The sequence below is a fragment of the Frankia alni ACN14a genome (assembly GCF_000058485.1).
Classification (GTDB): Bacteria; Actinomycetota; Actinomycetes; order Frankiales; family Frankiaceae; genus Frankia; species Frankia alni.
This window is the reverse complement of the sequence record NC_008278.1, coordinates 6,951,636-6,973,703: the sequence shown is the minus strand read 5'-3', so window position 1 is coordinate 6,973,703 and position 22,068 is coordinate 6,951,636. Positions and strand designations below refer to the sequence as shown.

17 protein-coding genes are annotated in these 22,068 nt (G+C 72.9%); 7 read left to right on the top strand and 10 right to left on the bottom strand.

The genetic code is table 11. From position 1 onward, the window contains the following. Positions 1–233 precede the first annotated feature (233 nt). Positions 234–524: a hypothetical protein gene (locus FRAAL_RS28005; RefSeq protein WP_041939891.1), complete on the top strand. Its 291-nt coding sequence runs from the start codon at positions 234–236 to the stop codon at positions 522–524. A gap of 84 nt (positions 525–608) precedes the next feature. Here FRAAL_RS28005 and FRAAL_RS28000 read toward each other — a convergent pair whose 3' ends face one another. The 3 genes from FRAAL_RS28000 to FRAAL_RS27990 form a co-directional block, all read right to left on the bottom strand. Next, positions 609–914: a VOC family protein gene (locus tag FRAAL_RS28000; protein ID WP_011607462.1), complete on the bottom strand. Its 306-nt coding sequence runs from the start codon at positions 912–914 to the stop codon at positions 609–611. A gap of 66 nt (positions 915–980) precedes the next feature. Further along, complete coding sequence (locus FRAAL_RS27995) at positions 981–1,856, bottom strand: ATP-binding protein (RefSeq protein ID WP_011607461.1); 876 nt, start codon at positions 1,854–1,856, stop codon at positions 981–983. Positions 1,857–2,071: 215 nt separating this feature from the next. Beyond that, a complete protein-coding gene (locus tag FRAAL_RS27990) occupies positions 2,072–4,183 on the bottom strand; it encodes a SpoIIE family protein phosphatase (RefSeq protein ID WP_011607460.1) in 2,112 nt (703 codons plus the stop codon). Positions 4,184–4,357: 174 nt separating this feature from the next. Between FRAAL_RS27990 and FRAAL_RS27985 the strand changes: the two genes are divergently transcribed. The 3 genes from FRAAL_RS27985 to FRAAL_RS27975 all read left to right on the top strand — a co-directional run bounded on the left by FRAAL_RS27985 (position 4,358) and on the right by FRAAL_RS27975 (position 13,294). Continuing rightward, on the top strand, positions 4,358–8,644 hold the full coding sequence (locus FRAAL_RS27985; RefSeq protein WP_063822668.1) for a hybrid sensor histidine kinase/response regulator: 4,287 nt from the start codon (positions 4,358–4,360) through the stop codon (positions 8,642–8,644). A gap of 136 nt (positions 8,645–8,780) precedes the next feature. Next, the gene (locus FRAAL_RS27980; protein WP_011607458.1) at positions 8,781–9,419 is read left to right on the top strand and encodes a response regulator; all 639 of its coding nucleotides are present in this window, start codon (positions 8,781–8,783) and stop codon (positions 9,417–9,419) included. A 644-nt stretch (positions 9,420–10,063) separates the two neighbouring features. After that, a complete protein-coding gene (locus tag FRAAL_RS27975; RefSeq protein WP_231861389.1) occupies positions 10,064–13,294 on the top strand; it encodes a protein kinase domain-containing protein in 3,231 nt (1,076 codons plus the stop codon). Positions 13,295–13,381: 87 nt separating this feature from the next. On the opposite strand, the gene FRAAL_RS27970 is transcribed toward FRAAL_RS27975, so the two are convergent. Next, positions 13,382–14,128 (bottom strand): alpha-ketoglutarate-dependent dioxygenase AlkB, encoded by a 747-nt coding sequence (locus tag FRAAL_RS27970; RefSeq protein ID WP_011607455.1) that lies wholly within the window; start codon positions 14,126–14,128, stop codon positions 13,382–13,384. A gap of 216 nt (positions 14,129–14,344) precedes the next feature. Here FRAAL_RS27970 and FRAAL_RS27965 point away from each other — a divergent pair, with 216 nt between their 5' ends. Then, complete coding sequence (locus FRAAL_RS27965) at positions 14,345–14,881, top strand: MarR family winged helix-turn-helix transcriptional regulator (protein WP_011607454.1); 537 nt, start codon at positions 14,345–14,347, stop codon at positions 14,879–14,881. Between the two features lie 144 nt (positions 14,882–15,025). On the opposite strand, the gene FRAAL_RS27960 is transcribed toward FRAAL_RS27965, so the two are convergent. The 4 genes from FRAAL_RS27960 to FRAAL_RS27945 all read right to left on the bottom strand — a co-directional run bounded on the left by FRAAL_RS27960 (position 15,026) and on the right by FRAAL_RS27945 (position 19,322). Beyond that, positions 15,026–15,307, bottom strand: coding sequence for a metal-sensitive transcriptional regulator (locus tag FRAAL_RS27960; RefSeq protein WP_041939889.1), 282 nt, complete (start codon positions 15,305–15,307; stop codon positions 15,026–15,028). Between the two features lie 35 nt (positions 15,308–15,342). Further along, a complete protein-coding gene (locus FRAAL_RS27955; protein WP_011607452.1) occupies positions 15,343–17,637 on the bottom strand; it encodes an allophanate hydrolase in 2,295 nt (764 codons plus the stop codon). Between the two features lie 15 nt (positions 17,638–17,652). Beyond that, positions 17,653–18,531 carry a biuret amidohydrolase gene (gene biuH / locus FRAAL_RS27950; RefSeq protein ID WP_231861388.1) on the bottom strand — a complete coding sequence of 293 codons (879 nt, stop codon included), beginning with the start codon at positions 18,529–18,531 and terminating at the stop codon, positions 17,653–17,655. A 65-nt stretch (positions 18,532–18,596) separates the two neighbouring features. Continuing rightward, a complete protein-coding gene (locus FRAAL_RS27945) occupies positions 18,597–19,322 on the bottom strand; it encodes a GntR family transcriptional regulator (protein ID WP_011607450.1) in 726 nt (241 codons plus the stop codon). 333 nt (positions 19,323–19,655) lie between these two features. On the opposite strand from FRAAL_RS27945, the gene FRAAL_RS27940 reads away from it, so the two are divergent. Further along, complete coding sequence (locus FRAAL_RS27940) at positions 19,656–20,417, top strand: alpha/beta fold hydrolase (RefSeq protein WP_050997280.1); 762 nt, start codon at positions 19,656–19,658, stop codon at positions 20,415–20,417. A 159-nt stretch (positions 20,418–20,576) separates the two neighbouring features. Here the strand turns inward: FRAAL_RS27940 and FRAAL_RS33855 are convergent, their stop codons facing one another. Further along, a complete protein-coding gene (locus tag FRAAL_RS33855) occupies positions 20,577–20,720 on the bottom strand; it encodes a hypothetical protein (RefSeq protein ID WP_173402714.1) in 144 nt (47 codons plus the stop codon). Between the two features lie 264 nt (positions 20,721–20,984). Next, positions 20,985–21,284 carry a hypothetical protein gene (locus FRAAL_RS27935; RefSeq protein ID WP_011607446.1) on the bottom strand — a complete coding sequence of 100 codons (300 nt, stop codon included), beginning with the start codon at positions 21,282–21,284 and terminating at the stop codon, positions 20,985–20,987. A gap of 78 nt (positions 21,285–21,362) precedes the next feature. Between FRAAL_RS27935 and FRAAL_RS27930 the strand changes: the two genes are divergently transcribed. Next, on the top strand, positions 21,363–21,593 hold the full coding sequence (locus FRAAL_RS27930; RefSeq protein WP_173402713.1) for a hypothetical protein: 231 nt from the start codon (positions 21,363–21,365) through the stop codon (positions 21,591–21,593). Positions 21,594–22,068 lie beyond the last annotated feature (475 nt).

The window sequence follows — 22,068 nt, the reverse complement described above, 5'->3', positions numbered from 1 at the left end:
GGCTCGCGATGCGGGGTCGGTTCTGCCTCTGCGCCGAGACGGTAGCGGTTTCCCCTTCGACGGCATCTCGCCGAAGGGACCGCAGTGGAGGGCGCATCGGTTTAGACCGGTGGAGGTGGCGTCGACCGAGCAAAAAACGTCAGGTGCTTCCGTGCCCCGGGAAAGCCTGCGCCCTGCCTCCGTACGGCGCGAACCGATGTTACCGTCTACTTGTAGACGTTGGGAGGACCCTGATGACCGAACCGGTAAAGCGGCGGCGTTCTCTGCTGGGCGATGCTCTGCCAGCGCGGACGTTCGACCAAGGTATCGATCTTGAGGTTGCGGAGTGGATCCTGGGTGCCCTGACCGCCAGGATCTCCAGTTTGCTGGCTGAGGAGTCGGACGAGACGGTGGCGCAGAGCCTTCGGGCGGAGCGTGCCGCCCTGGCTGCCGAGCGGCGTCGGATGATTGCCGGGGGTCCGCCCACGGCCGCCCAAGTGCTCCAGGAGTACGGGCCGCGGGCCAGGCAGCTTCGAGAAAAGTAGCAGTGACCGAGGAGTTCAGGCTCGATCCGAAGAGCCGTACGGCCCGTTCTCGTCCAGGGCGTTCTGGACAGAAATCGTAACTCCTCACACTACGCGAACATCGACCGCGCGCCCCTCCGGATCCCGGATTACGTGTCGGCCGAGCGGAATCCGGGGTCTTGTAGCGTCCTGCCGGACGGTGAGGCCGAGGCGAAGGTGATCGGTCCTCCGGGCGGCCGCCGCCGGGTAGAGCTCCACCACCGTTCCGCCGGCCAGGGTCGTCGAGAAATGCTCCGGCCCATTGCCGTGGGATTCTTGTCGGAACGTGAGCCCGAGTCTCTGGTAGAAGTCACGGCACGCGGCGAGGTCCGCGCAGTAGATGACTACGAGGTCGATTTCCGGTGCTGTCATCGCTGTACTGTAGGTCCATTTTGGGCCAGAGCCCGGGCGCTTCGCGGGTGCGGCTGACCCGGGGCCTCAGAGCAGCCGGGTGATGATCCTGGAGTTGGGCTGGTCGTCGTCCGGCCGGGGGGCGCCCGGCCCGGAGCTGGCCGCCCGGACCCTGCCCGAACCGGGGCGGGACCGCCGCTGGGAGGTGGCGGAGGCGGTCGAGGTCGTGGGGATCGCCGTCGGTGTGTCGGCGCGCAGGCCGGACGGGACCAGGGCGGCCCGCGGCGCGGCGGGGGGCGCAGCCCTGTCCGGCGGTGGTGTGGACGGCGCCAGCGTGGAGGGCGGTGGTGTTGACGGCGGTGGTGTGGACGGCGAGGCGGGTCCGTCGCGACGCTCCTCCGCCGGGAGAGGCCTCGTGGCGACCTGGGCGGAAGCCGCCGGGTCCGCTGCGGCGGCGGACGCCGGGGTGCGGTCGCCGTCGCGGGAGGCCGTCGCCGTGGCCTCGCCGTCGCCGGCGGTGGCGGGTTCGTGCGGCACCGGCAGGTCGAACCAGAGGTACTTGCCCGACTCCGCCATGACCGTTCCCCAGCTACCGGCGAGGGCGTCGAGGACGAGCAGGCCGCGGCCGCCCTCGGCGTCCGGCGCGGCCGTGCGCCGCTGCGGCAGGACGGTCGAGGTGTCCGAGACGGAGGCGTGGATCAGCCCGGGGCGCATCTCGATGAGCAGCCACAACGGCGGCTCGCCGTACTTGACGGCGTTCGTCACGAGCTCGCTGACGAGCAGCTCGGCGGTGCTGCGGACGTCCTCGGGGAGGTGCGCCATCCGCATGCCCTCCCGCAGGACCCGCCGGGCCTGGGGAACGGCCGAGGGCAGATACGGAAGCTCGGCGAGTATGTGGGTCGCGGGTGGGCAACGCGAGGTCGCCTGCCGAACCACGTCCATCGGAACCGAAGACGCGCTCATCTACCACCAAGCCTGAACAACGAGGACATCGCTCATCGTGTACCCGCTCAGAGCCGATTGAAGCCTCGGAATCCGGATCGCACCCCTTGGGGCGATGCCCACTCGGCATTCGATCTTGCCGTAGCCGGCGGACCTGCGGTGATGGCCCGCCGGCCGGCGGGCGGCGCGGACTGAGCGTGACGGCCGTCGCCACCACCCGGGACCGACGGGGCCGGTCAGCCGGGTACCCGCGCGACCAGGATCGCGACGTCGTCGCGCAGGTTGCCGCCCGCGAAGCGCTCGGCCGCGGCGAGCACCCGGTCGGCGATGCCCTGCGCCGACAGCCCCGCGCACCCGGCGACCGCCGCCAGCAGCCGCTCCTCGCCGAGCAGGTCGCGACCGTCGCGGGCCTCGATCACCCCGTCGGTGTAGAAGACCAGCGACTCGCCGGGGCCGAGGGTGACGTCGATCGCGGGGAAGGAGACCTCGTCGTCGTCGAGCACGCCGAGCAGGGTGCCGGGCCGGCCGACGAGCGAGGCGTGCCCGTCGGCATGCAGCACCACCGGCTGGGGGTGCCCGGCGAGGAACAGCCGCAGGCGGATCCCGGCGGCCTGCGCGTCCCCGGCCGGGGACGCGCCGAGCAGGCTCGCGGGGCCCGCGATCGACGCCGCGGCCAGGGTGCAGAACCGGCCCTGACCGTTGGGGTTCGAGGAGGCGGCGTCGCGCAGTGTCCGGTTCAGCTCGAGCAGGACCTCGCCGAGATCGGTGCCGCGCCCGGTGAGCAGCCGCAGGACGGCGCGGGCCACCCCGGTGACCGTCGCGGCCTCGGCGCCCTTGCCGCAGACGTCGCCGATGGCGATCGTCCAGCCCAGCGGCCCCCACAGCAGGTCGAAGAAGTCCCCGCCGACGTCCAGACCGGCCGACTTCGCGGCGCCGTAGGCGGAGCCGAGGTCGAGGCCCTCGATCATCGGCAGGTCCGGTGGGCGCAGCCCGGCCTGCAACGTGCCGGCGAGCTCCACCTGGCGGCTATAGAGGCGGGCGTTGTCGATGGCGAACGCGGCCCGGCGGGCCAGGTCGGCGAGCAGATCAATCTCGTCGGCGGCGAACGCGCTGCCCTCCGGGCGGCCGAGGGCGAGCACCCCGAGCACCCGACGGCGGGCCCTGAGCACCATCACCATGGCCGGGCCGCCGAACGCGGTCAGCGAGTGCACCCGGTCGCCGCTCGCGGAGCGCACCGCGGCCATCAGCACGCCGCCGGGGTCGGCTGCCGCCGCGCCCAGCGCGCCGGCCATGTTCTCCTCGGCGTGGGCGGCCGACCACAACGCCGGATCGGCGTTCTCCCGATGCAGGTAGACCGCGCACCACTGGGCGAGCCGGGGGACCGGCAGCCGGGCCAGCAGGGCCAGCGAATGGCCGAGGTCGAGGCTGCCGGCGAGCAGGTCGGACGCCTCGGCGAGGAACGACAGCATCCCGATCCGGCGCTCCTCGGCGCGGCGCATGTCGCCGCCGCCCAGCGCCAGCGCCATCCACCGGGTCGCCAGCCGGATGCGGTCGACGTCGAGCCCGGCCAGGCCGGCCCCGGGGGCCGGCCACAGCAGCAGCTCACCGAGGCTCGACTGGGTCGGGTCCAGCGGGAACGCCACCGCCTCGTCGGCCTCGCCGACGACGCCGAGGGTGGCCACGGTCTCGACCCGGCCGCCGTCGCGGCCAGGTCGTCGCACCTGACCGGCGGTCACGATCAGGGCGTCGACGAGCTGCGCGAGCAGCTCGTTCACCTCGCCCTCCGCGGTCAGGGCGCGCGCGGTGTCGCGGGCGATGAGCCGCGCCGGGCGCGTCTGGGCCGGCACGATCACCGCCGCGTCCTCGGCGCCGGGCTCCTCCGACGGGACGTCCGCGGAACCGAGCCGGAACCAGACGGTCTTGCCGCCGGGACGGTGCTCGGTGCCCCAGCTCGTCGCGAGCGCGTCGACGAGGGCGAGGCCGCGGCCGTCCTCGCGCAGCCCGTCGATGCCGAAGTCGGCCTCCTCGGGGAACGCCGACGGCGGGCGCGGCACGTCCACCTTCTTCACCCGCGCCATGCCGATGCGTACCGGGTGCCGGTCGGCGACGCCGACGCGAACGCCGTCGCCCTCCTGGCGGACGTCGACGGTGGCCGCGGTGCCCGCATGAACCACGACGTTGGTGACCAGCTCGGTGACCAGCAGGAGCGCGGAGTCGAGCAGGTCGTCGTCGAGCCGGCCGCGCAGCGTCTCGAGCAGGAACCGCCGCGCGGACCGAGGGGAATCGGGCGTCGGCGGCAGCGTGATGGCCTGGGTCGTCGTCGTCGGACTCCCTCCTGCGCCATTCATGTCGCTCAGTCTCTCCTGCGTTGTCCATCGTGAGGCGGATACTGGCGGCTGGTGTCACCTGTCCACCGACGCCCGCCCACGCCGGTGCCCCGAGGAGACCGCCCCTGGCCCGGGCTCCTCCGCCCGGCCCGTCGTCCGAGACGATCGTGCCGACCGAGCTCAGGTAGGAGACCGATGAGTTCCACTGACGACCAGCAGGCCCCGGTTCGCCGTGATCCCGTTGCACCCGGCGGTGACGCTATCGCGACCATCGTCCCTCATGCGACCCGTGACGGGGACGAGACCCGGACATCGCGTACCTCGTCGGATGAGCTGATCGCCGATCTCCTGCACGGTCTGACCAGGTTGTGCGAGGGCGACTTCGCCACCCGCCTGCCGGCCCGAGAGGGGTACGCCGGCGACGTGGTGCGCAAGTTCGACGAGCTGGCCGCCATCCAGGAGCGCCATGCCGGCGAGCTGGCCCGGGTCAGCAAGGTGATCCGCCGCGACGGGCGGCTCACCCTGCGGATGGAGGACCAGGGCAGTCCCGGCGACTGGTCGGACATGACCCAGGCGGTGAACTCCCTCATCGACGACCTGGCCCGCCCGACCCACGAGGTCGCGCGTGTCATCGCCGCGGTGGCCGAGGGGGACCTGTCCCAGCACATGGCGCTGGAGATCGCCGGCCAGCCGGTGCGCGGGGAGTTCCTGCGGATCGGCACGACGGTGAACACGATGGTGGACCAGCTGTCGTCGTTCGCCGACGAGGTGACCCGGGTGGCCCGCGAGGTCGGCACCGAGGGCAACCTGGGCGGGCAGGCCAAGGTCAAGGGCGTCTCCGGGGTCTGGCGGGACCTGACCGAGTCGGTGAACTCGATGGCGGGCAACCTCACCAGCCAGGTTCGCAACATCGCCCAGGTGACCACCGCGGTCGCGCAGGGCGACCTCAGCCAGAAGATCACCGTCGACGCGCGCGGCGAGATCCACGAACTCAAGTCGACCGTGAACACGATGGTCGACCAGCTCTCCGCCTTCGCCGACGAGGTCACCCGGATGGCCAAGGAGGTCGGCACCGAGGGCAAGCTGGGCGGCCAGGCGCAGGTCAAGGGCGTCTCGGGCGTCTGGCGGGACCTCACCGACTCGGTCAACGTCATGGCCGGCAACCTCACCACCCAGGTTCGCAGCATCGCCGAGGTGGCGGCGGCGGTGGCCCGTGGCGACCTGACCCGGCAGATCACCGTCGACGCGCGCGGCGAGGTCGCGGGCCTCGCCCACACCCTGAACACGATGGTCGACCAGCTCTCGTCGTTCGCCGACGAGGTCACCCGCGTCGCCTGGGAGGTCGGCACCGAGGGCAATCTGGGCGGCCAGGCGCACGTCCGCGGGGTGTCCGGGGTCTGGCGGGACCTGACCGAGTCGGTGAACTCGATGGCGGGCAACCTCACCAGCCAGGTTCGCAACATCGCCCTGGTGGCCACCGCGGTCGCCCGCGGCGACCTGTCCCAGAAGATCACCGTCGCCGCCCAGGGCGAGATTCTGGAGCTCAAGGACACCCTGAACACGATGGTCGACCAGCTGTCGTCGTTCGCCGACGAGGTCACCCGCGTCGCCCGCGAGGTCGGCACCGAGGGGGCGCTGGGCGGGCAGGCGCACGTTCGCGGGGTCTCGGGGGTGTGGCGGGACCTGACCGAGTCGGTGAACTCGATGGCGGGCAACCTGACCAGCCAGGTCCGCAACATCGCCCTGGTCACCACGGCGGTGGCCCGCGGCGACCTGTCGCAGAAGATCACCGTCACCGCGCAGGGCGAGATCGCCGAGCTCAAGGACACCGTCAACACGATGGTCGACCAGCTCTCCTCGTTCGCCGCGGAGATCACCCGGGTGGGCCGGGAGGTCGGCGTCGAGGGCAAGCTCGGCGGCCAGGCCACGGTCGCCGGGGTCGCCGGGACCTGGAAGGACCTCACCGACAACGTCAACCAGCTCGCCTCCACCCTGACCATCCAGCTGCGCGCGATCGGCGACGTGTCCACGGCCGTCACCCGCGGCGACCTGACGCGGTCCATCTCGGTGGAGGCCGAGGGCGAGGTCGCCGAGCTCAAGGACAACATCAACCAGATGATCGCCCGGCTGCGGGAGACCACCGAGCTCAACGCGCAGCAGGACTGGCTGAAGTCGAACCTGGCCCGCATCGGCAGCAAGATGCAGGGCCAGCGCGACCTCTACGCGGTCTGTCAGATGATCATCAGCGAGATGACCCCGGCGGTCAACGCCCAGCAGGGCACCGTCTACCTGCTCGACTTCATCGAGGGTGACAAGCTTCGCTACGTCGCCGGCTACGGCTCGGTGCCCCGGCGCCGCTCGGACGGCACGTTCCTGTTCGGCGAGGGCCTGATCGGGCAGGCGGCGCTCGAGCGCAACCGGATCCGGGTCGAGCACGTGCCCGCCGGCTACCTCAACATCCGCAGCGGCCTCGGCGAGGCGCCGCCGTGCGACCTCGTCGTCGTCCCGGTCGTCTTCGAGAACCAGGTGCTCGGCGTCATCGAGCTGGCCTCGTTCACGCCGTTCTCCGAGCTGCACCTGACCCTGGTCGACCAGCTCGTCGACACCATCGGCGTCGTCCTCAACACGATCATGGCGAACGCGCGGACGGAGGAGCTGCTCGCCCAGTCGCAGCGGCTCACCCAGGAGCTGCGGTCGCAGTCGGTCGAGCTGCAGCGCACCAACAACGAGCTGGAGGAGAAGGCGGCGCTGCTGGAGGACAAGAACCACGAGATCGAGCTGGCCCGCATCGGCCTGGAGGAGAAGGCCGAGCAGCTCGCGCTGTCCTCGCAGTACAAGACGGAGTTCCTGGCGAACATGAGCCACGAGCTGCGCACGCCGCTGAACAGCCTGCTCATCCTCGCCAAGCTGCTCGCCGACAACCCCGACCGCAACCTGTCCCGCAAGCAGATCGACTTCGCCGAGACGATCCACTCCGCCGGCTCCGAACTGCTCGGCCTGATCAACGACATCCTCGACCTGTCGAAGGTCGAGGCCGGCAAGATGGACGTCGACGCGACCAGCGTGCGCACCGCGGCCCTGTGCGACGCCGTCGCCGGAGTCTTCGGCCCCGTCGCCGACGAGAAGGGGCTGGCGTTCGAGGTCAACCTCGCCGCCGACGTGCCGGCCGAGTTCATCACCGACGAGCAGCGCCTGCAGCAGGTGCTCAAGAACCTGCTGAGCAACTCGGTGAAGTTCACCGACAGCGGCACCGTCCGCCTCGACGTCACCCTCGCCCGCCCCGACCTGCCGCACCTGGCGTCGCACCTGCGTTCGGCCGGCACGGTGCTGTCCTTCGCGGTCAGCGACACGGGGATCGGCATCGCCGCCGAGAAGCTGCGCATGATCTTCGAGGCGTTCCAGCAGGCGGACGGCACCACCTCACGCCGCTACGGCGGCACCGGGCTCGGCCTGTCCATCAGCAAGGAGATCGCTCGCCTGCTCGGCGGCTCGATCGCGGTGTCCAGCGCGGTCGGGCACGGCAGCACCTTCACCCTGTACCTGCCGGCGGTCCCGCTCGCGCAGATGCCGGCCTTCGGGGTCACGCCGGGCGAGCCCGACGACGTCCTGATGATCGTCGGCGCGGCCGACGGTGGCTGGGGCCAGAACGACTCGACGAGGGCGGCCCTGGCCCCGGCCGGCTCCCCGGCCGCGCAGGGCTGGCGCAACGGGGTCGCCGACCGGATCGACGGCGCCGGCGGCCGCGGCGGCGCCCCCGCACCGATGCCCACCGCCGGCGGCGGAAGCGGCCAGAGCTCGGGCGCCGCCAACGGTTCGGGCGCTGCCAACGGCTCCGGCGCTGCCAACGGTTCGGGCGTCGCCAGCGGTTCGGGCGGGGCCTACGGTTCGGGGGCTGCCAACGGCTCGGGCGCAGCCGGCGGCTTCGGCGCGGCGAGCGGGGCCGGGGCTCCGACCGGTCCGGTCGACAACCGCGTCTCGCCACCGGCCGCGACGCCCTACCCCACGGACTGGCGGCCGGGCGACAGCGCGGTGGGCACCCCGTTCCTGACGGAGCCGGCCGACACCGGCGCCCGGCTGCCCGCGGGGGACATCGACGACTCCGACCCGCTGGTCGGCACCACGGTCCTGGTCGTGGACGACGACGTGCGCAACGTGTTCGCGCTCACCAGCGCCCTGGAGATGTACGGAATGCGGGTCCTCTACGCCGACAACGGCCACGATGCGATCCGCACCCTCCAGCAGGACACCGCGCCGGTGCACCTCGTGCTGATGGACGTCATGCTCCCCGGGATGGACGGCAACGAAACGACCTCGATGATCCGGGACATGCCCGCCTTCGCCGACCTGCCGATACTGGTGCTGACCGCGAAGGCCATGCCCGGGGACCGGGAGAAGAGCATCACCGCCGGCGCCACGGACTACATCACCAAGCCGGTGGATCTCGACCACCTCCTCGGGGTGATGCGGTCGTATCTGTATTGATCAGATCGCGTATGGTGCGCATTCGGGTGTCTATCGGTGGGGCGGTGAGATGCCGTCGGGAGCGATCAGCGATGGTGGTGGGGTGGCGACACCCACCATGGACCGGCAAGGCGATCGCGAAGGAGGGGGCGGGCGGGTGACCGAGCGGAGCGGCGGTTCCGTCGACGGCGAAGGCGGGCCGGCCGCGGAACGACCCCGCAGCAAGATCCTTCTGGTTGACGACCGGGCCGACAATCTCATGGCGCTGGAGGCGATTCTCGCCTCGCTGGATCAGGATCTTGTCACGGCGTCGTCGGGTGAGGAGGCGCTCAAACGCCTTCTCGTCGACGACTTCGCGGTGATCCTTCTGGACGTCCAGATGCCTGGGATGGACGGATTCGAGACGGCGCATCGGATCAAGCAGCGCGGGCGCACCCGGGACACCCCGATCATCTTTCTGACGGCGATCGACCGGGAGCCGCACCACGCGTTCCGCGGTTACGCTGTCGGCGCGGTCGACTACATTGCGAAGCCGTTCGACCCGTGGCTGCTGCGGGCCAAGGTCAGTGTGTTCGTGGAGCTGTTCGAGAAGAACGAGCGGCTGTCCGAGCTGGTTCATCAGCGGGTCCGGGACTTCGACCTCATGACGGAGGTCGCGGAGCGGCTCATCGCGCTCGACGTCCTGCTGGAGGGCGGAGCCGGGAGCTCCGCCGAGGAGACGATCGCCGCTGCCGGCGCCGAGGTGCGTGGTCTGGTCGCCCGGCTGCAGCCGTTCGCCCGCTCGAACAACACCTGACGTCCGCCCGCCCGCCCGCGTCGCCCGGTCGCCCCGTCGCCCGGTCGCCCCGTCGGCGTGCCATGCCCGACTTCCGTAAGTGCGTGGCCGGCGGCCGGGCGACGGTCGGGGATGCGTGGGAGAGGGGCGCGGGGTCGCCCCCGGCGGGACTGCCGGCTGGCTCGTCCGGGTGGGGTCGGGCGCGCGGCGGGGTAGGCGGGGTACCCGGCCGGGGGAGATCCGGCGCGCGGGCGCCGTTGTGTCGGTCACATCACGGCGTCACCGAGGGTGGCGACGGATCCGATCGGAGGCGTCAGCCCGCTCCCGACAGGTCACGCTTCGTCATGCGGGCGCTGCAGACCAGTGCCAGATCGGCCGCCCAGCCGCATCGGACGGGTCCGCTGCGCACCGCCCCTGACGCTGTGGCCCGGCTGACACCGCGCCGTGACCGAATGGATGTTGTCCCCGTCCTCGCTCCGCGCCGATAGCATGCTTTTGTCGACCAGATCCGCCGGCGTGCCCGCGCAGCCGGTTTGTGCAGCCGTAGGAGGTTTCGTCATATGGCGATTGCCCGGCGCACTCCCCAGACTCTTGCCGGGCTGGATCCCCGGACTATCGGTCCGTATACGGTTGACCGGAAGCTTGTCGATGCCGGGACCGGACCGGTGTTTCTTGCCCGTAACAATCTCGCGCGTCCCGTCCTCATCAAGCTGATCACGGCGCCGTTCGCGCGGGACACGGAGTTCCGTCGCCGGTTGCGCATCGATCTTGATCATCTTCGGCGGCTGGCCCCGTTCTGCCTTGCCGCGATCCTGGACCTGGATACGCTGGCACGCCCTCCCTACGTGGTCGTCGAGTACATCGACGCGCCGACCCTCGCCGCCAGCGTCGAGGTCGACGGTCCGTTGCACTCGGCCGACACCGCCAGGCTCGCCGTGGGGCTTGCCGCGGCGCTGTCGGCACTCCATGGCGAAGGGATTGTCTTCGGTGATTTGAAACCGACCAATGTGGTGCTTTCTCGGCAAGGCCTGCGCCTGGTCGACTTCGGTCTCGCCCGAGTGCTGAACGGCGTCTCCGCCGACAATTCGGGCACTTCCCCGTCCGGCGTCGGAACGCTCGCGTTCATCAGTCCGGAACAGGCTCTCGGCCAGGCGGTCACCGCCGCGTCCGACATCTTCACCTGGGGCGGCGTGCTGCTGTTCGCCGCGACCGGCCAACCGCCGTTCGGCGCCGGTACGCCGCGTGCTCTGCTCCAGCGTGCCGTCTATGCCGAGCCCGACCTGTCGATGCTCGATCCCGACCTGCGCGACCTGGTGTCCGCCGCGATGCGCAAGGACCCCAAGCGTCGGCCCCGCGCTGTCGATCTGCTCGAGCACCTCATGGTGGGCGCTCCCGAGGACGACCCGCTGACCGTCCCCGAACCCGGCGTGCTCGGACTCCCCGAAGATGCCGTCGAGGCCGTCCCGGCGACAGCCCGGGAGACGACGGTGACCGTCGCCGCTCCGCCCGTGGCCGCTCCGCCCGTGGCCGCTCCGCCCGTGGCCGCTCCGCCCGTGGCCGCGCCGCCCGTGGCCGCGCCGCCCGTCGATGAGCACCCGCGGCCGCCGGCAGCACCCGAGGCGGAGCCGGTCGCGCGGCCTGAGGTCGAGGCGGAGCCGGACGCGCGGGCAGCGGCCGGAGCGGAGGCGGACGCGCGGTCTGAGGTCGAGCCCGGGGCGCTGCCCGAGTCCGGTGTGGAGTCGGAGGCGCAGACCGAAGTGGCGGCGGAGTCCGGTGCGAAGTCGGAGGCGCAGCCGGAGTCCGGTGTGGAGCCTGGGGCCCGACCCGAAGCGGCGGCGGAGCCAGAGCCGACCTCCCCGTCGGCCGCGACCGTGGCCGGCCCGACCTCCTTGTCTCCACCGGTCGGTTCCGGACGGCCGGCTGGGGACGGGACCGCGGTGCGGGCGGTGGCCGCGACCGTCCTGATACCCCAGCAGGCCCTGCCCGCGCCGTCCCCGCCCACCCGGCAGGCGGCGACGGTCCGCCCGGCCCGCACGGGGGAAGTGCCGCTCGCCGCCCGGCCGGCGGAGGCGGAGGGGTCGCCCCGGCAGGGCGACGACGTCGTCACGGAGACCGCCCGCAGTGGCGAGTCCGTGGCTACCACGCGCAGTGGCGAGTCCGTGGCTGTCACCGGAGGCGGCGATGCCGGCGGCACCGGTGGCACCGGCGAGGGCGGCGAGATCATCGGGACGGGGGGAAACCGGGAGGAGGCGGCGGTCGCGGCGCCGCAGCGGGCTCGGTCGGATCGCGGGTGGCTGCGGCGCGCGCTGTCGCTCGGCGCCGCGACGTCGCTGCTGGTGATCCCGGCGTTCGCGGTTCTGGTCACTGTGCGCGACCGCGGCGGCGCGGCGACGTCCCGCGGTGCCGCCGGGGCCGCGATCCGCCTGCTCGACCGGGAACCGAACCTCGCCGGGCAGCTGGCCGTCGCCGCGTATCGGGTCGAGCCGACCGCGCTGGCCGCCCAGGCCCTGGTCGAGGCGAGCGTCAGGCAGATCGTCGCGTCGACCGGAACCATTCGTGACCTGCGGGTCACCTCGGATGGCCGCTATCTGATCGCGGTCGGTGATGCCGGCGGGTCCGTCTGGGACATCGCCGATCCCGCTCGGATACGCCGGGTCGGCGACCTGACCGCGCACGCCGCGGCGACCGTCGCCGACCGTGCGCAGCTCGCCGCAGGCTCCGGCGACCGGTCGGCGGGTGGCACCCGACCTGGTTTCAACACCGTGGAGCTCACCCCGGACGGCGCCGCCGGCGGTGGCACCGGCACGGCCGACGCGCCGGGCGTGACCGAGGCGGCCGACAGCGCCCCGTGGTCGGCCGGGTCGGCGCTGCGTGCCGTCACGATCGTGCCGCGCCCGTCCGCGTCCGCCACCGCCCCGGTACCGCAGACCCTGGTGACGACCGGGGCGGACGGCGTGATCCGGCTGTGGCAGCTCATCCCGCCCAGGCTGGTGGACGACGGCGCGCTGGACCAGGTGCGTACCGCCGCGGCCGAGGTCTCGCCGCTGGCGGACCTGCGCGGTCACCCCGGCGCCGGGACGGCCGTCGCGGTCAGCGCGGACGGCCGGACACTCGCCTCGACGGGGGCGGATCGGACGGTTCGGCTGTGGGACGTCAGCCGCCCACGCTCGCCGCGGGCCCTCGCCGTGCTGACCCAACCGTCGGCCGTCACCAGCGTGGCCTTCACCCCGGACGGGCGCTCGCTCGTGCTGGGCGGCCCGGGTCGCCTCGCCGTGTGGGACGTCACCGATCCGCGGAACCCGCGAAGCCGCGCGGAGCGCACCGCCGCGGCCGACGTCCGGGCGATCGTCGTCAGCCCGGGTGGCCGCTGGTTCGCGGCGACGACCACGACCTCCCGCGGCACCCAGACGGAGATCTTCGGGCTGGGTGATCCGCGAGGCCTGCGCCGGTGGGCGTCCATCGCCCCCGGACCGGCTCCCGCGTCCGGCGCAGCCCCCGCGTCCGGCGCAACCCCCGCGTCCGGCGCAGCCCCGATCCCCGGAGCGGCTCCGGCCGCCGCGGTGGCGTCGCCCGGGACCCTCGCGCTGTCCGCGGACGGCCGGGTGCTCGCCGTCGCAGGCGCAGCCGGTCAGATCACGCTGTGGGACGTGTCCTCGCCGTTCCAGCCGGTGCGCCGGGGCAACCTGCCGGTCGGCGCCACCACCGGCGTGAGCGCCCTCGGCCTCGCCGGGCCCACCGGCACTCTGGCGGCCGCGGTCGGGGACGGCGTCCGGCTCTGGCAGCTTGATCTGCTCGCGGCCCAGGACGAGGTCTGCGCCCGGGTCGGCGAGCGCATCAGCCGCGACCAGTGGCGCAGCCAGCTCGGTCACCGCCGCTACGACCCGCCCTGCGACTGACCCCCCGCCCTGCTGAGCCCGCCCTGCGACTGACCCGGCCTTGCGACGGGTCCGGCCCTGCCATTGGCCTCGCCCGGCGCGACGCGGCTACCGGTCGAAGTGGCGGGCCGCACCGTAGCCGGGCCCCTGCTCGGGCCGGCCGGCCCGGGAGGTCCAGCGCCACTGCACGGAGATGCGGGTGCCGACGTGCCCGTGCACCCGCGGCACCGCGTGCAGCCAGTCGGCCTGAGCGCGCCCGCCCAGCACGATCAGATCTCCGCCAGCGGGGGACAGGTCGCGTCCGCCCGGCGCCTGCGGGTCGCTCAGCAGCCGCCGGCCCGGCGGCAGGTGGCGCGACTTCACCAGGAACGGCCGCCGCGCACCGAGGGTGAGGATCGCGATGATCGTGTCGTCCAGCCAGCGCATCTCGCGGTCGCGGTGGAAGCCGACGCCGTCGGAACCGTCCCGGTACAGGGACATGCCGAACCCGTCGAACTCCACCCCGTAGGTGCGTCGCAGCGCCCGGTAGGCATCCACCAGAGCGGGGAAGGGCACCGGCGCGCCGCGGGGAACCCACGCGGTCAACCGCGGCTCGGTGACCTGGCGCTCGTAGCGCCACATGGCACCCTGCCGCCAGGGCAGGCCCGAGCGCATCGCCTCGTACAGCTCGTCCGCGCCGCGCAGCCACCCGCGGGTGACGTCGACCCAGGACCGCTCGTCCAGCCAGATCCGATCCGCGCGTGCCGCCGGATCCACCGCGCCGACGCCCGGCGGCAGGGACGCCCCCGTACCCGCCCGCGCGGCCGGCCCGCCCGCGCGGGCGGCACCCGGGGCCGGTGAGGCGGCGTCCGTCACCTCACCGACGCTACCTCGTGGCCACGGCGGGTCCCGGTGTGGGCCGATCCATGGTCGCGATGTGCCGCCGCCGTCACCGCGGGGCGTAACCTGCGGGATCGAGGCCCCGGATACCGGTGGTGTCGTCGGCGTGGAACGGACAAGAACAATGCCAACCATGATGGAGCGGCGTTTCCCCCCCGCCGTGCACGGCGGGGTCGCCACGGCGCGGACCCGATGACCGGAGGATCCGTCGAGCCCGGCGTCGCCGACGGCTCGGCCGTCCGCCCCTCGTCGACGGCCGGCGAGACCCCGACCGGCCCCGACTGGGACGTGCGCCGACTCACCGAGGTCGTCACCCGGCTGCGTCGGGTGCTGCGGGCGAGCATCCGTACCGAGTACTCGTGGGAGGCCCTGCCGATGGCGCAGGTCGAGCTCCTGCAGTGCCTGGCCGAGGCGGACGGCACCCGCGTCGGTGAGCTCGCCGGGCGTCTGCGGCTCGCCCCGAACAGCGTCTCGACGCTGGTGCAGCAGCTCGCCGACGCCGGCTACCTGCACCGTGAGCGTGACCCGGCGGATCGGCGGGCGGCGCTGCTGCGGCTCACCCCGGCCGGGGCGGCAGCCCTGTCCGGCTGGCAGCGTGCCCATGAGCGACGCCTCGGCGCGGCGCTGGCCCGGCTGGTCGAGGCCGACCGGACGGCGATCCTCACCGCCCTGCCCGCGCTGTCGAACCTGGTGGATGCGCTGGGGGACCGTGGGCAGCCGGCCGGGTGACCGGTCGGGGAACCGCCTGCGCTGACGGCTTCGAACGGTCTCGGCTCCGGCCAGGCACGGGCCTGGCGCGGGCCCGCACGCAAGCCCCGGCGCGGAGGCACGGCGTGCGGTCAAGCCAGTCAAGACGGGGAGGCGGGGAGGCCGTCAGGACCGGATGAGCCGAGCGATCGCGGCGGACGCCTCCCGCAGCTTCTCGTCGGCGACGGGGCCGCCCTCCGCCGCCGCGTGGGCCACGCAGTGCGCGAGATGGTCCTCCAGCAGCCCGAGGGCGACCGACTGCAGGGCCCGGGTCGCGGCCGAGACCTGGGTCAGGATGTCGATGCAGTACTTGTCCTCGGCGATCATGCGTTGGAGGCCGCGGACCTGCCCCTCGATCCGGCGCAACCGGGCGGTGTACTCGTCCTTGGTGTTGGTGTAGCCGTGCATCCGCAACGCCTTCCCCCACGATGACCGGTACCCCCCTACGGTACCTGTGAAGGCGTTGTCTCCGTCCGGGGTCGGGCCAGATACGGCCGCCAGCCGCCGAGGGCGGTGATGTCCAGCGCGCCGTCCACCGCCGCCGACTCGCACAGGAAGCCCAGGGTGGGGCCGCCGGCGAGGTCGAGGGTCCCGATCGCCAGCGGAGACGGCACGCCGAGCAGGAAGCCACCGGCCGCGGCGAGCGGCAGCCGCCACACCTCGGCGTCGATCGCCGCGCCGCCGGTGTTCACCCGCAGCAGGCCGGGACGGTGCGGCTGCGGGCCCGGCAGGGCATAGAGCCGGTACCGGGGCAGGGTGCGGTCGTGTCGCAGCAGCACCGCGCCGAGTCGGGTCAGCTCGCCGTTCAGTGGCAGCCCACTCATGTGCGCGCCGACCACGGCGAGGTCCAGGAAACCGGTAGGTGTGCCCGGCGGGCCGGCGGGCCCCGACCGTGCTGGCGTGGCCGACTGTGCTGGCGTGGCCGACTGTGCTGGCGTGGCCGACCGTGCCGGGGCGCCCGACCTGGCCAGGGCGTGGCCGGTGGCTCCGACCGGCAGGCCCGTCCGGGCGTGCAGGCGCGACGCGAGGTCCGCGAGGAACTCGTCCCGGCCCGCGGGGGCGATGAGGGTCAGCCCGTGCGGGAGTCCGTCGGCGAAGCCGATCGGAATCGCGATGGCGGCCAGATCAAGCAGATTGACGAAGGTGGTGTACCGGCCGAGCCTGGCGTTCAGACCGATCGGGTCGGCCGCAACGGCCTCGACCGGGTAGGTCGTGGGCACGGTCGGCAGGACCAGCACGTCGATGTCCCGCCAGATCTCGTCGGCCTGGCGGCGCAGGGCGCGCAGCCGGGTCAGGCCCCGGAACGCCTCCACCCCGGTGATCGACGCGCCCGGCTCGAGCACGGTGCGGATGACCGGATGCACGTCGTCCGGCCGGGCGGTCACGAACTCACCCACCGAGGCGAACCGCTCCGCCAGCCAGGGCCCGCCGTACAGCAGCGCACCCGCCGCCAGGAACGGCTCCAGATCGATCTCCCCGGTCCGCGCGCCGGTTCCGCGGATCAGTCGTAGCCCGTCCTCGTAGACCGCTCGGGCCCCCCGGTCGCCGAAGAAGGTGAGCTGCTCCGGCCTGGCCACCCCGACCCGTAGCCCGTGTGGGGGGCGCGACGGATGATCGTCGGTCCCGCCCGCCCCCTGCTCGGGCGGGACCAACGACGCCGACGCCGACGCCGACGCCGACGTTGACCTGGACGCCGGGGCCGGCCTGGCGTCCGCCGCAGGCATGAGGGGGAGCCTGCGCGAGTAGGGGTCGGCGGCGTCGTAGCCGTTCATGACCGACAGGGCCAGGCGCGCGTCCGCCACGCTGAGGGCGAAGACGCTCAGGCAGTCCAACGACCGGCAGGCCGGGACCAGACCGCGGGTGCTCACCAGGCCGCGGGAGGGCTTGAGCCCGACGACGTTGGTCAGCGCCGCCGGCACCCGGCCGGAGCCCGCGGTGTCGGTGCCGACCGCGAAGGTCACGAGGCCGACCGCGACCGCCACTCCGGAGCCGGAACTCGACCCGCCGGCGATCAGGGCGGAGTCGAACGGCGACACCGGTGTGCCGTAGGGCGAGCGCACCCCGGACAGGCCGGTCGCGAACTGGTCGAGGTTCGTCTTGCCCACGCAGACGGCCCCGGCGGCGAGCAGCGCGGCGACGGCCGGGGCGTCCTCGGCCGGCTCGTAGGCGAAGCCCGGGCAGCCGGCCGTGGTCGGGAGCCCGGCGACGTCGATGTTGTCCTTGACGGCGAAGGGCAGCCCGAACAGGGCAGGCAGGTCCGGCGTGGCGTCTCCTGACCCGATCGGGTCAGGGTCCGGCCCGACCGGGCTTCCCTCGCCGCCCAGGGGGTGGGCGCTGTCGGCGGCGGCCGGGGGTGGTCCGAACAGGGCATCCCGCTGCGCGTCCAGCGTCGCAGCCCGGGCCAGTGCCTGGGCCCGGGGGAATCTCGAAATCCACACCGCGTCGTCCCCGCGGGCCTCGATCCGGTCGTAGACGGCGGCGATCACCTCGGACACCCGCAGCCGGCCGCTGCGGTACCCCGCCAACAGCACCGCGGCCTGCAGATTCGGGGCGTCCAGGCGGAGGGCGTCCAGGTACGGGTCCGACGGGTTCGGGGCCTGCGGGTTCGGGGCCCGCAGGTCCGAGGTGTGCAGGTCCTGGGTGGGGATGGTCCGATCGGAGTGGGCGCGTCCTGGGTGGGCGGTGGATGGTGCGGGGGCCGTACTGGTCGGGTCGGGGGAGGGAGCGTCGATGACCATGGAGCGGGACGAGGCTCAGACCGCGGCGGTGGCCGCGGTGACCGCAGTACGCACGGCGTCCGAGGTCGCCACCGAGCCGAAGACGCCACCCTGCATCGTCACCATGTGCAGCGCGGCCGCGTGGTTGCTGGGATCCGTGGCCCCGGTGCAGTCGGACAGCAGCAGGCACTCGTACCCGCGGTCGTTGGCGTCCCGCATCGTCGTGTGGACGCACACGTCGGTGGTGATGCCGGTCAGGATGATGTGGGTGATGCCGTGCCGGCGCAGCACGAGGTCCAGGTCGGTCGCGTAGAAGGAGCCCTTGCCCGGCTTGTCGATCACGATCTCGCCCGGCAGCGGCGCGACCTCGGGCACGATCTCCCAGCCGGGCTCGCCGCGCGTGAGGATTCGCCCGCGCGGGCCCCGATCCCCGATGCCGGCGCCGATCTGCTTCGAGCGCCACAGCTTGTTCGGCGGGCAGTCCGACAGGTCCGGGCGATGTCCTTCCCGGGTGTGCACGATGAGGAAGCCCAGCGGGCGCAGCGCGGCCAGCAGTGCCGCGGTGGGGGCGAGGCCGGCGCGGGTCAGCCCGAGGTCGTAGCCCATCGCGTCCACGTAGCCGCCCGGGCCGCAGAAGTCGACCTGCCAGTCGATGTTGATGACGGCGGTCGTCGCCGGGCTGAACGAACCGTCGTAGGGCCAGGCATAGGGGTTCGCGACGACAGGCCCGATCCGCAGGTCCCCGGCGGCGGCCAGCCGGACCGGGTTGGGCAGGGGAGGGCCGGCCGTGACGGCGGGCCGAGTCACGACGGCGGGGCCTTCGGTGCCGGCGGGGCCTTCGGCGCCGGCGGGCGCTTCGGCGCCTGCCGGGGCTTCGGGGTCCAGACCGGTGGGGGCTGAGGTTGCGGCGGTCATGACGGTCCTCCTCGTGCGAGCCGACGGTGATCGGTCGTGCTGGTGGGCGTCCGCCGCCGGCGCGGTCAGCTCCTGATCCCCGAGGCGCGGCTGCGGTTGAGCACCATCTGCGTGATCGCCCGGGCCGCCCGCTTCTCGACGACGTCCATGGACTCGCCGACGTGCTGGCGCAGGGCGGCGACGCTGCCCTCGAGATCGCCGGCGAGCACCCTCTCGACGATCCCGAGATGTTGGCTGATCGTCAGTTCAACCCGGTCGGCGGTAACGAAGTCATGCATCCGAACGGGGCGTATCCGAGCATTTATTGCGTCCAACATGTGCGCGAGTTCCGCGTTTCCCGACGCGCGGCTGAGGGTGATGTGGAATTCCTCGTCCAGGACGACGAAAGCCGGATCGGGGGCCGGCTGATCGTCGCGCAGGGCGCGCCAGGTGTCCCGCAACGGCTCCAACACCGCCGGGTCGTGCGCGGTGCCGGACTCCACCGCGCGCTGCAGCCCGCGCAGCTCCAGCGTGACCCGGATCTCGTAGAGGTCGCGCAGGGCGCCGAGGTCGGGCTCGGCCGGGTAGTAGCCGCCGTCCTGCCGTTTCTCCACCAGGCCGTCGCCGGCCAGCCGGGTCAGGGCCTCCCGGATGGGGGTGCGCGAGACTCCGAGCAGGGCGGCGAGGCGTTCCTCGGCAAGCCGGTCCCGAAAGGAGAACTCCCCGGACATCAGTCGTCGACGCAGTGCGACATATGCCTGGTCGCGAAGGTTGCCGGCGGCGGTGGACCTCGGGGTCGGCGAGGGAGTCATACAGTCGAGCATCCGACATCGACGTCGACGGTGCGCCACCCCCCTCGGCCGTGCCGCCGCCCGGCGGCGGTCGGCATCCGTCCCCGGCCGGTCGCCGAGGGCGCTCGTGACGGGCCTGACGCCCCTGTTGCATACTGCGCTGTATACAGAGCCGTGTACATGCATTGGACGGTAAGGATTCGAATGTTTCCGATCAATGCGCTCGTTGTTACTTTCCTGCGACGGGGATTGCGGACGCGTTAACGGCCGTCCGTGGACGGTTCGGTCAACGGACGGGACGGAGGCTGACGCGGTGATGGACGACGGGACGATGCGTGGAACGGGGAGGCCGTGATGTCGGAGACGAGGGCGGCCGGGACGCCCGGCACGGCAGGAGGGACCGGGGTGGTGCCACCCGTCGTGCTCGTGCACGGCACGGCGACGACAGGGGCGGTGTGGCGGCACGTGCGTCGAGAACTCGGCGACCGGCCGGTGCAGGCCCCGGACCGGCCGTCCACCGGGAGTCTGGCCGCGGAACTGGTGGCGCTGCGGCCGCTGCTCGACGGCGCCGTCTACGGCGGGGTGAGCGGCGGCGCGACGCTGGGGCTGGCGATCCTCGCCGCCGGCGTGCCCCTGGCGGGTGCCGTGCTGCACGAGCCGGCCGTGGGGTCGCTGCTGCCCGGGCTGCTCGCGCCGATGGCCGCCGCGTTCGCCCAGGGCGGCGTGGTCCCCTTCGCCCGCGCGCTGTACGGGCCCGCGTGGAGCTCCGCCGACGCACCGGCCGACCCGGACGCCGTCGCTCGGGACCTGGCGATGTTCCTGGACTTCGAGCCGCCGCCGCTGCCGGCGCGGATCTGCCCGACGATCATCACGGTGGGGGCGGACTCGCCGCCCGTGCGCCATCGTGCCGCCCTGCTCCTGCGGGAGAAGCTGGGGCTGACGGTCCGGGTCGTGCCCGGTTGCGGACACGCAGCCCACCTGGAGGCGCCGGCCGCCTTCGCCCGCCTGCTCGAGAGCGTCCACCGTGGCCCCGAGGCCGGCTCGGCGCCTGCTTCCCGCGGGCAGTCCAGCTCCGACCACGGATTGCGCGTGCCGGGGGCGCGGTCAACGCGGTAAACCGTGCCTCGGCACCCGCAATTCGCCTGATCTGGCGCGGGTGCCGTGGTACGGCGGTCGGGCTTACCTACCGGTAGAGGTATTGTGCCGGGAAAGCCGGCCCGACGCGGCGCTTTCCTCCTCGTGGCCCGCGCCGGTGACCAGCGGTGTCGCCTGCGGTCAGCGCTCGACGTGGTGCGGCGGCAGATCGGCGAGGAGCCGCTCGATGTCCGGGTCGTCTTCCTCGGACAATGACTCGTCGCCCCATCCGATCTCCCGTTCGTCGTCGAACGCGTCGTCGTCGCGCGGCTCAGTGGCGCCCATGATCTTCCCCTCGTGTGGCGCGGCCTGTTGGTTGCCGCGGTCCCGGACCGGCGATCGCGGTCGGGGCCGCAGGTCGGTGCTGAATCGATTGCCGACGGGACGCCGACTGCGTCCCGCTGACGGGTTAGCCGCGAGCCGTTGTTCGGCCCGATGCCCGGGCCGCTCACGCGCCCGGGCCGGCTGCGGCAATGCCGCCGGCCGGGGGCGCGGGGCCCGGATCCGGACGGGATGGTGGCCACCCGGATCCGGGCCGCGCGCCGACGGTCAATCTACGCCGCTGGAACCACCGCGGGCGGGTGGCGGCGTGGCCAGGGCGTGCCCGATCACCTCGATGACGAGCCGCAGGGTAGCCCGGCTGCCCGCCAGGAAGGCGTCCGTCTCCCGTTGGGACCACGCGGAAGCGACGATCCCGGGCTCCGGCGTCCGGACATCCAGGACCGCCCGGATCGACGCCCGGTAGCGGCTCACCGTGATCGGCGGATCCCCGATCGGATCGGTGTCGTAGTCCTCGTCGCGGTCTAACAGCGCCCCGACCTCATCGGCGCGGCGTGGCGTGGGGGGCATCAGTTTCCTCCTCCGTAAATTTGCTACGCAGCAAAATAGACCCTAGCGAGGTTCTTGGGGAAGAGCAAAGTGGTTACGATGTTCCGCGTGGACGACGGTGAGCAGTTGGTCGGCATCGGGGACATCGCGTTCCAACTCAAGATCACTCGCCAGGCGGTGGACTACTGGACGCGCAAGGACTCCCGGTTTCCGGCACCCTTGCAGGTCATCAACGCGCCGACGGGTAGTGGTGCCAAAGGCACCCGAGTTTGGCGCAAGCGAGAGGTAGACGCCTGGATCGTGGAGCACTATCGACGCCGCAAACAGTAGGCGGTGTGTCTGGTACGGCGGCGCGGGCGCGTGACCCGATCCGGAGTCGGTCCGGATCGGCGGCCGTCGCCGTCGTCGGCTTCGGCGGTACCTGCCGTCCGGAGGCGAACGGAAATGCCTGGCAGCCGTGCTGAATCGCACTAACAGCGCATTTCGGGGAGCTGTACGAAACGGAACGTCCGCTCCCGTCCCGGTTCATCGGTGTGCGGTGCTCCGATCTGAGCGGAGCGCCGGTCGCCGGTCACCACTGGGGGAAGGCGAGCCGGACAGGCATGGGACGCCCGTCCACGTGGCACTCGTCGGGCCTGCCCGACCGCGCGACCGCGACCGTCGACTCCCGTGATCCCGGCTTCGTCGGACCCGGCCTCCTCCGGCCCCGGCTCCGGCATCGGTCACGTCGCCGTGGGTCCCGTCATCCGGTCTCGTCGGCATCGGCATCGGTCAGGGCGACGCGGAGCCCCGGCCTCGTCTCGTT

What these genes read in the sequence shown, in the direction of transcription:
- biuH (WP_231861388.1), bottom strand. Translation starts at nt 18,531, where the DNA reads ATGACCGCCGCAACCTCAGCCCCCACCGGTCTGGACCCCGAAGCCCCG.
- FRAAL_RS27965 (WP_011607454.1), top strand. Translation starts at nt 14,345, where the DNA reads ATGACCGGAGGATCCGTCGAGCCCGGCGTCGCCGACGGCTCGGCCGTC.
- FRAAL_RS27985 (WP_063822668.1), top strand. Translation starts at nt 4,358, where the DNA reads ATGAGTTCCACTGACGACCAGCAGGCCCCGGTTCGCCGTGATCCCGTT.
- FRAAL_RS27990 (WP_011607460.1), bottom strand. Translation starts at nt 4,183, where the DNA reads ATGAATGGCGCAGGAGGGAGTCCGACGACGACGACCCAGGCCATCACG.
- FRAAL_RS27955 (WP_011607452.1), bottom strand. Translation starts at nt 17,637, where the DNA reads ATGGTCATCGACGCTCCCTCCCCCGACCCGACCAGTACGGCCCCCGCA.
- FRAAL_RS27945 (WP_011607450.1), bottom strand. Translation starts at nt 19,322, where the DNA reads ATGACTCCCTCGCCGACCCCGAGGTCCACCGCCGCCGGCAACCTTCGC.
- FRAAL_RS27960 (WP_041939889.1), bottom strand. Translation starts at nt 15,307, where the DNA reads ATGCACGGCTACACCAACACCAAGGACGAGTACACCGCCCGGTTGCGC.
- FRAAL_RS28000 (WP_011607462.1), bottom strand. Translation starts at nt 914, where the DNA reads ATGACAGCACCGGAAATCGACCTCGTAGTCATCTACTGCGCGGACCTC.
- FRAAL_RS27935 (WP_011607446.1), bottom strand. Translation starts at nt 21,284, where the DNA reads ATGCCCCCCACGCCACGCCGCGCCGATGAGGTCGGGGCGCTGTTAGAC.
- FRAAL_RS27930 (WP_173402713.1), top strand. Translation starts at nt 21,363, where the DNA reads ATGTTCCGCGTGGACGACGGTGAGCAGTTGGTCGGCATCGGGGACATC.
- FRAAL_RS27995 (WP_011607461.1), bottom strand. Translation starts at nt 1,856, where the DNA reads ATGAGCGCGTCTTCGGTTCCGATGGACGTGGTTCGGCAGGCGACCTCG.
- FRAAL_RS28005 (WP_041939891.1), top strand. Translation starts at nt 234, where the DNA reads ATGACCGAACCGGTAAAGCGGCGGCGTTCTCTGCTGGGCGATGCTCTG.
- FRAAL_RS27940 (WP_050997280.1), top strand. Translation starts at nt 19,656, where the DNA reads ATGTCGGAGACGAGGGCGGCCGGGACGCCCGGCACGGCAGGAGGGACC.
- FRAAL_RS33855 (WP_173402714.1), bottom strand. Translation starts at nt 20,720, where the DNA reads ATGGGCGCCACTGAGCCGCGCGACGACGACGCGTTCGACGACGAACGG.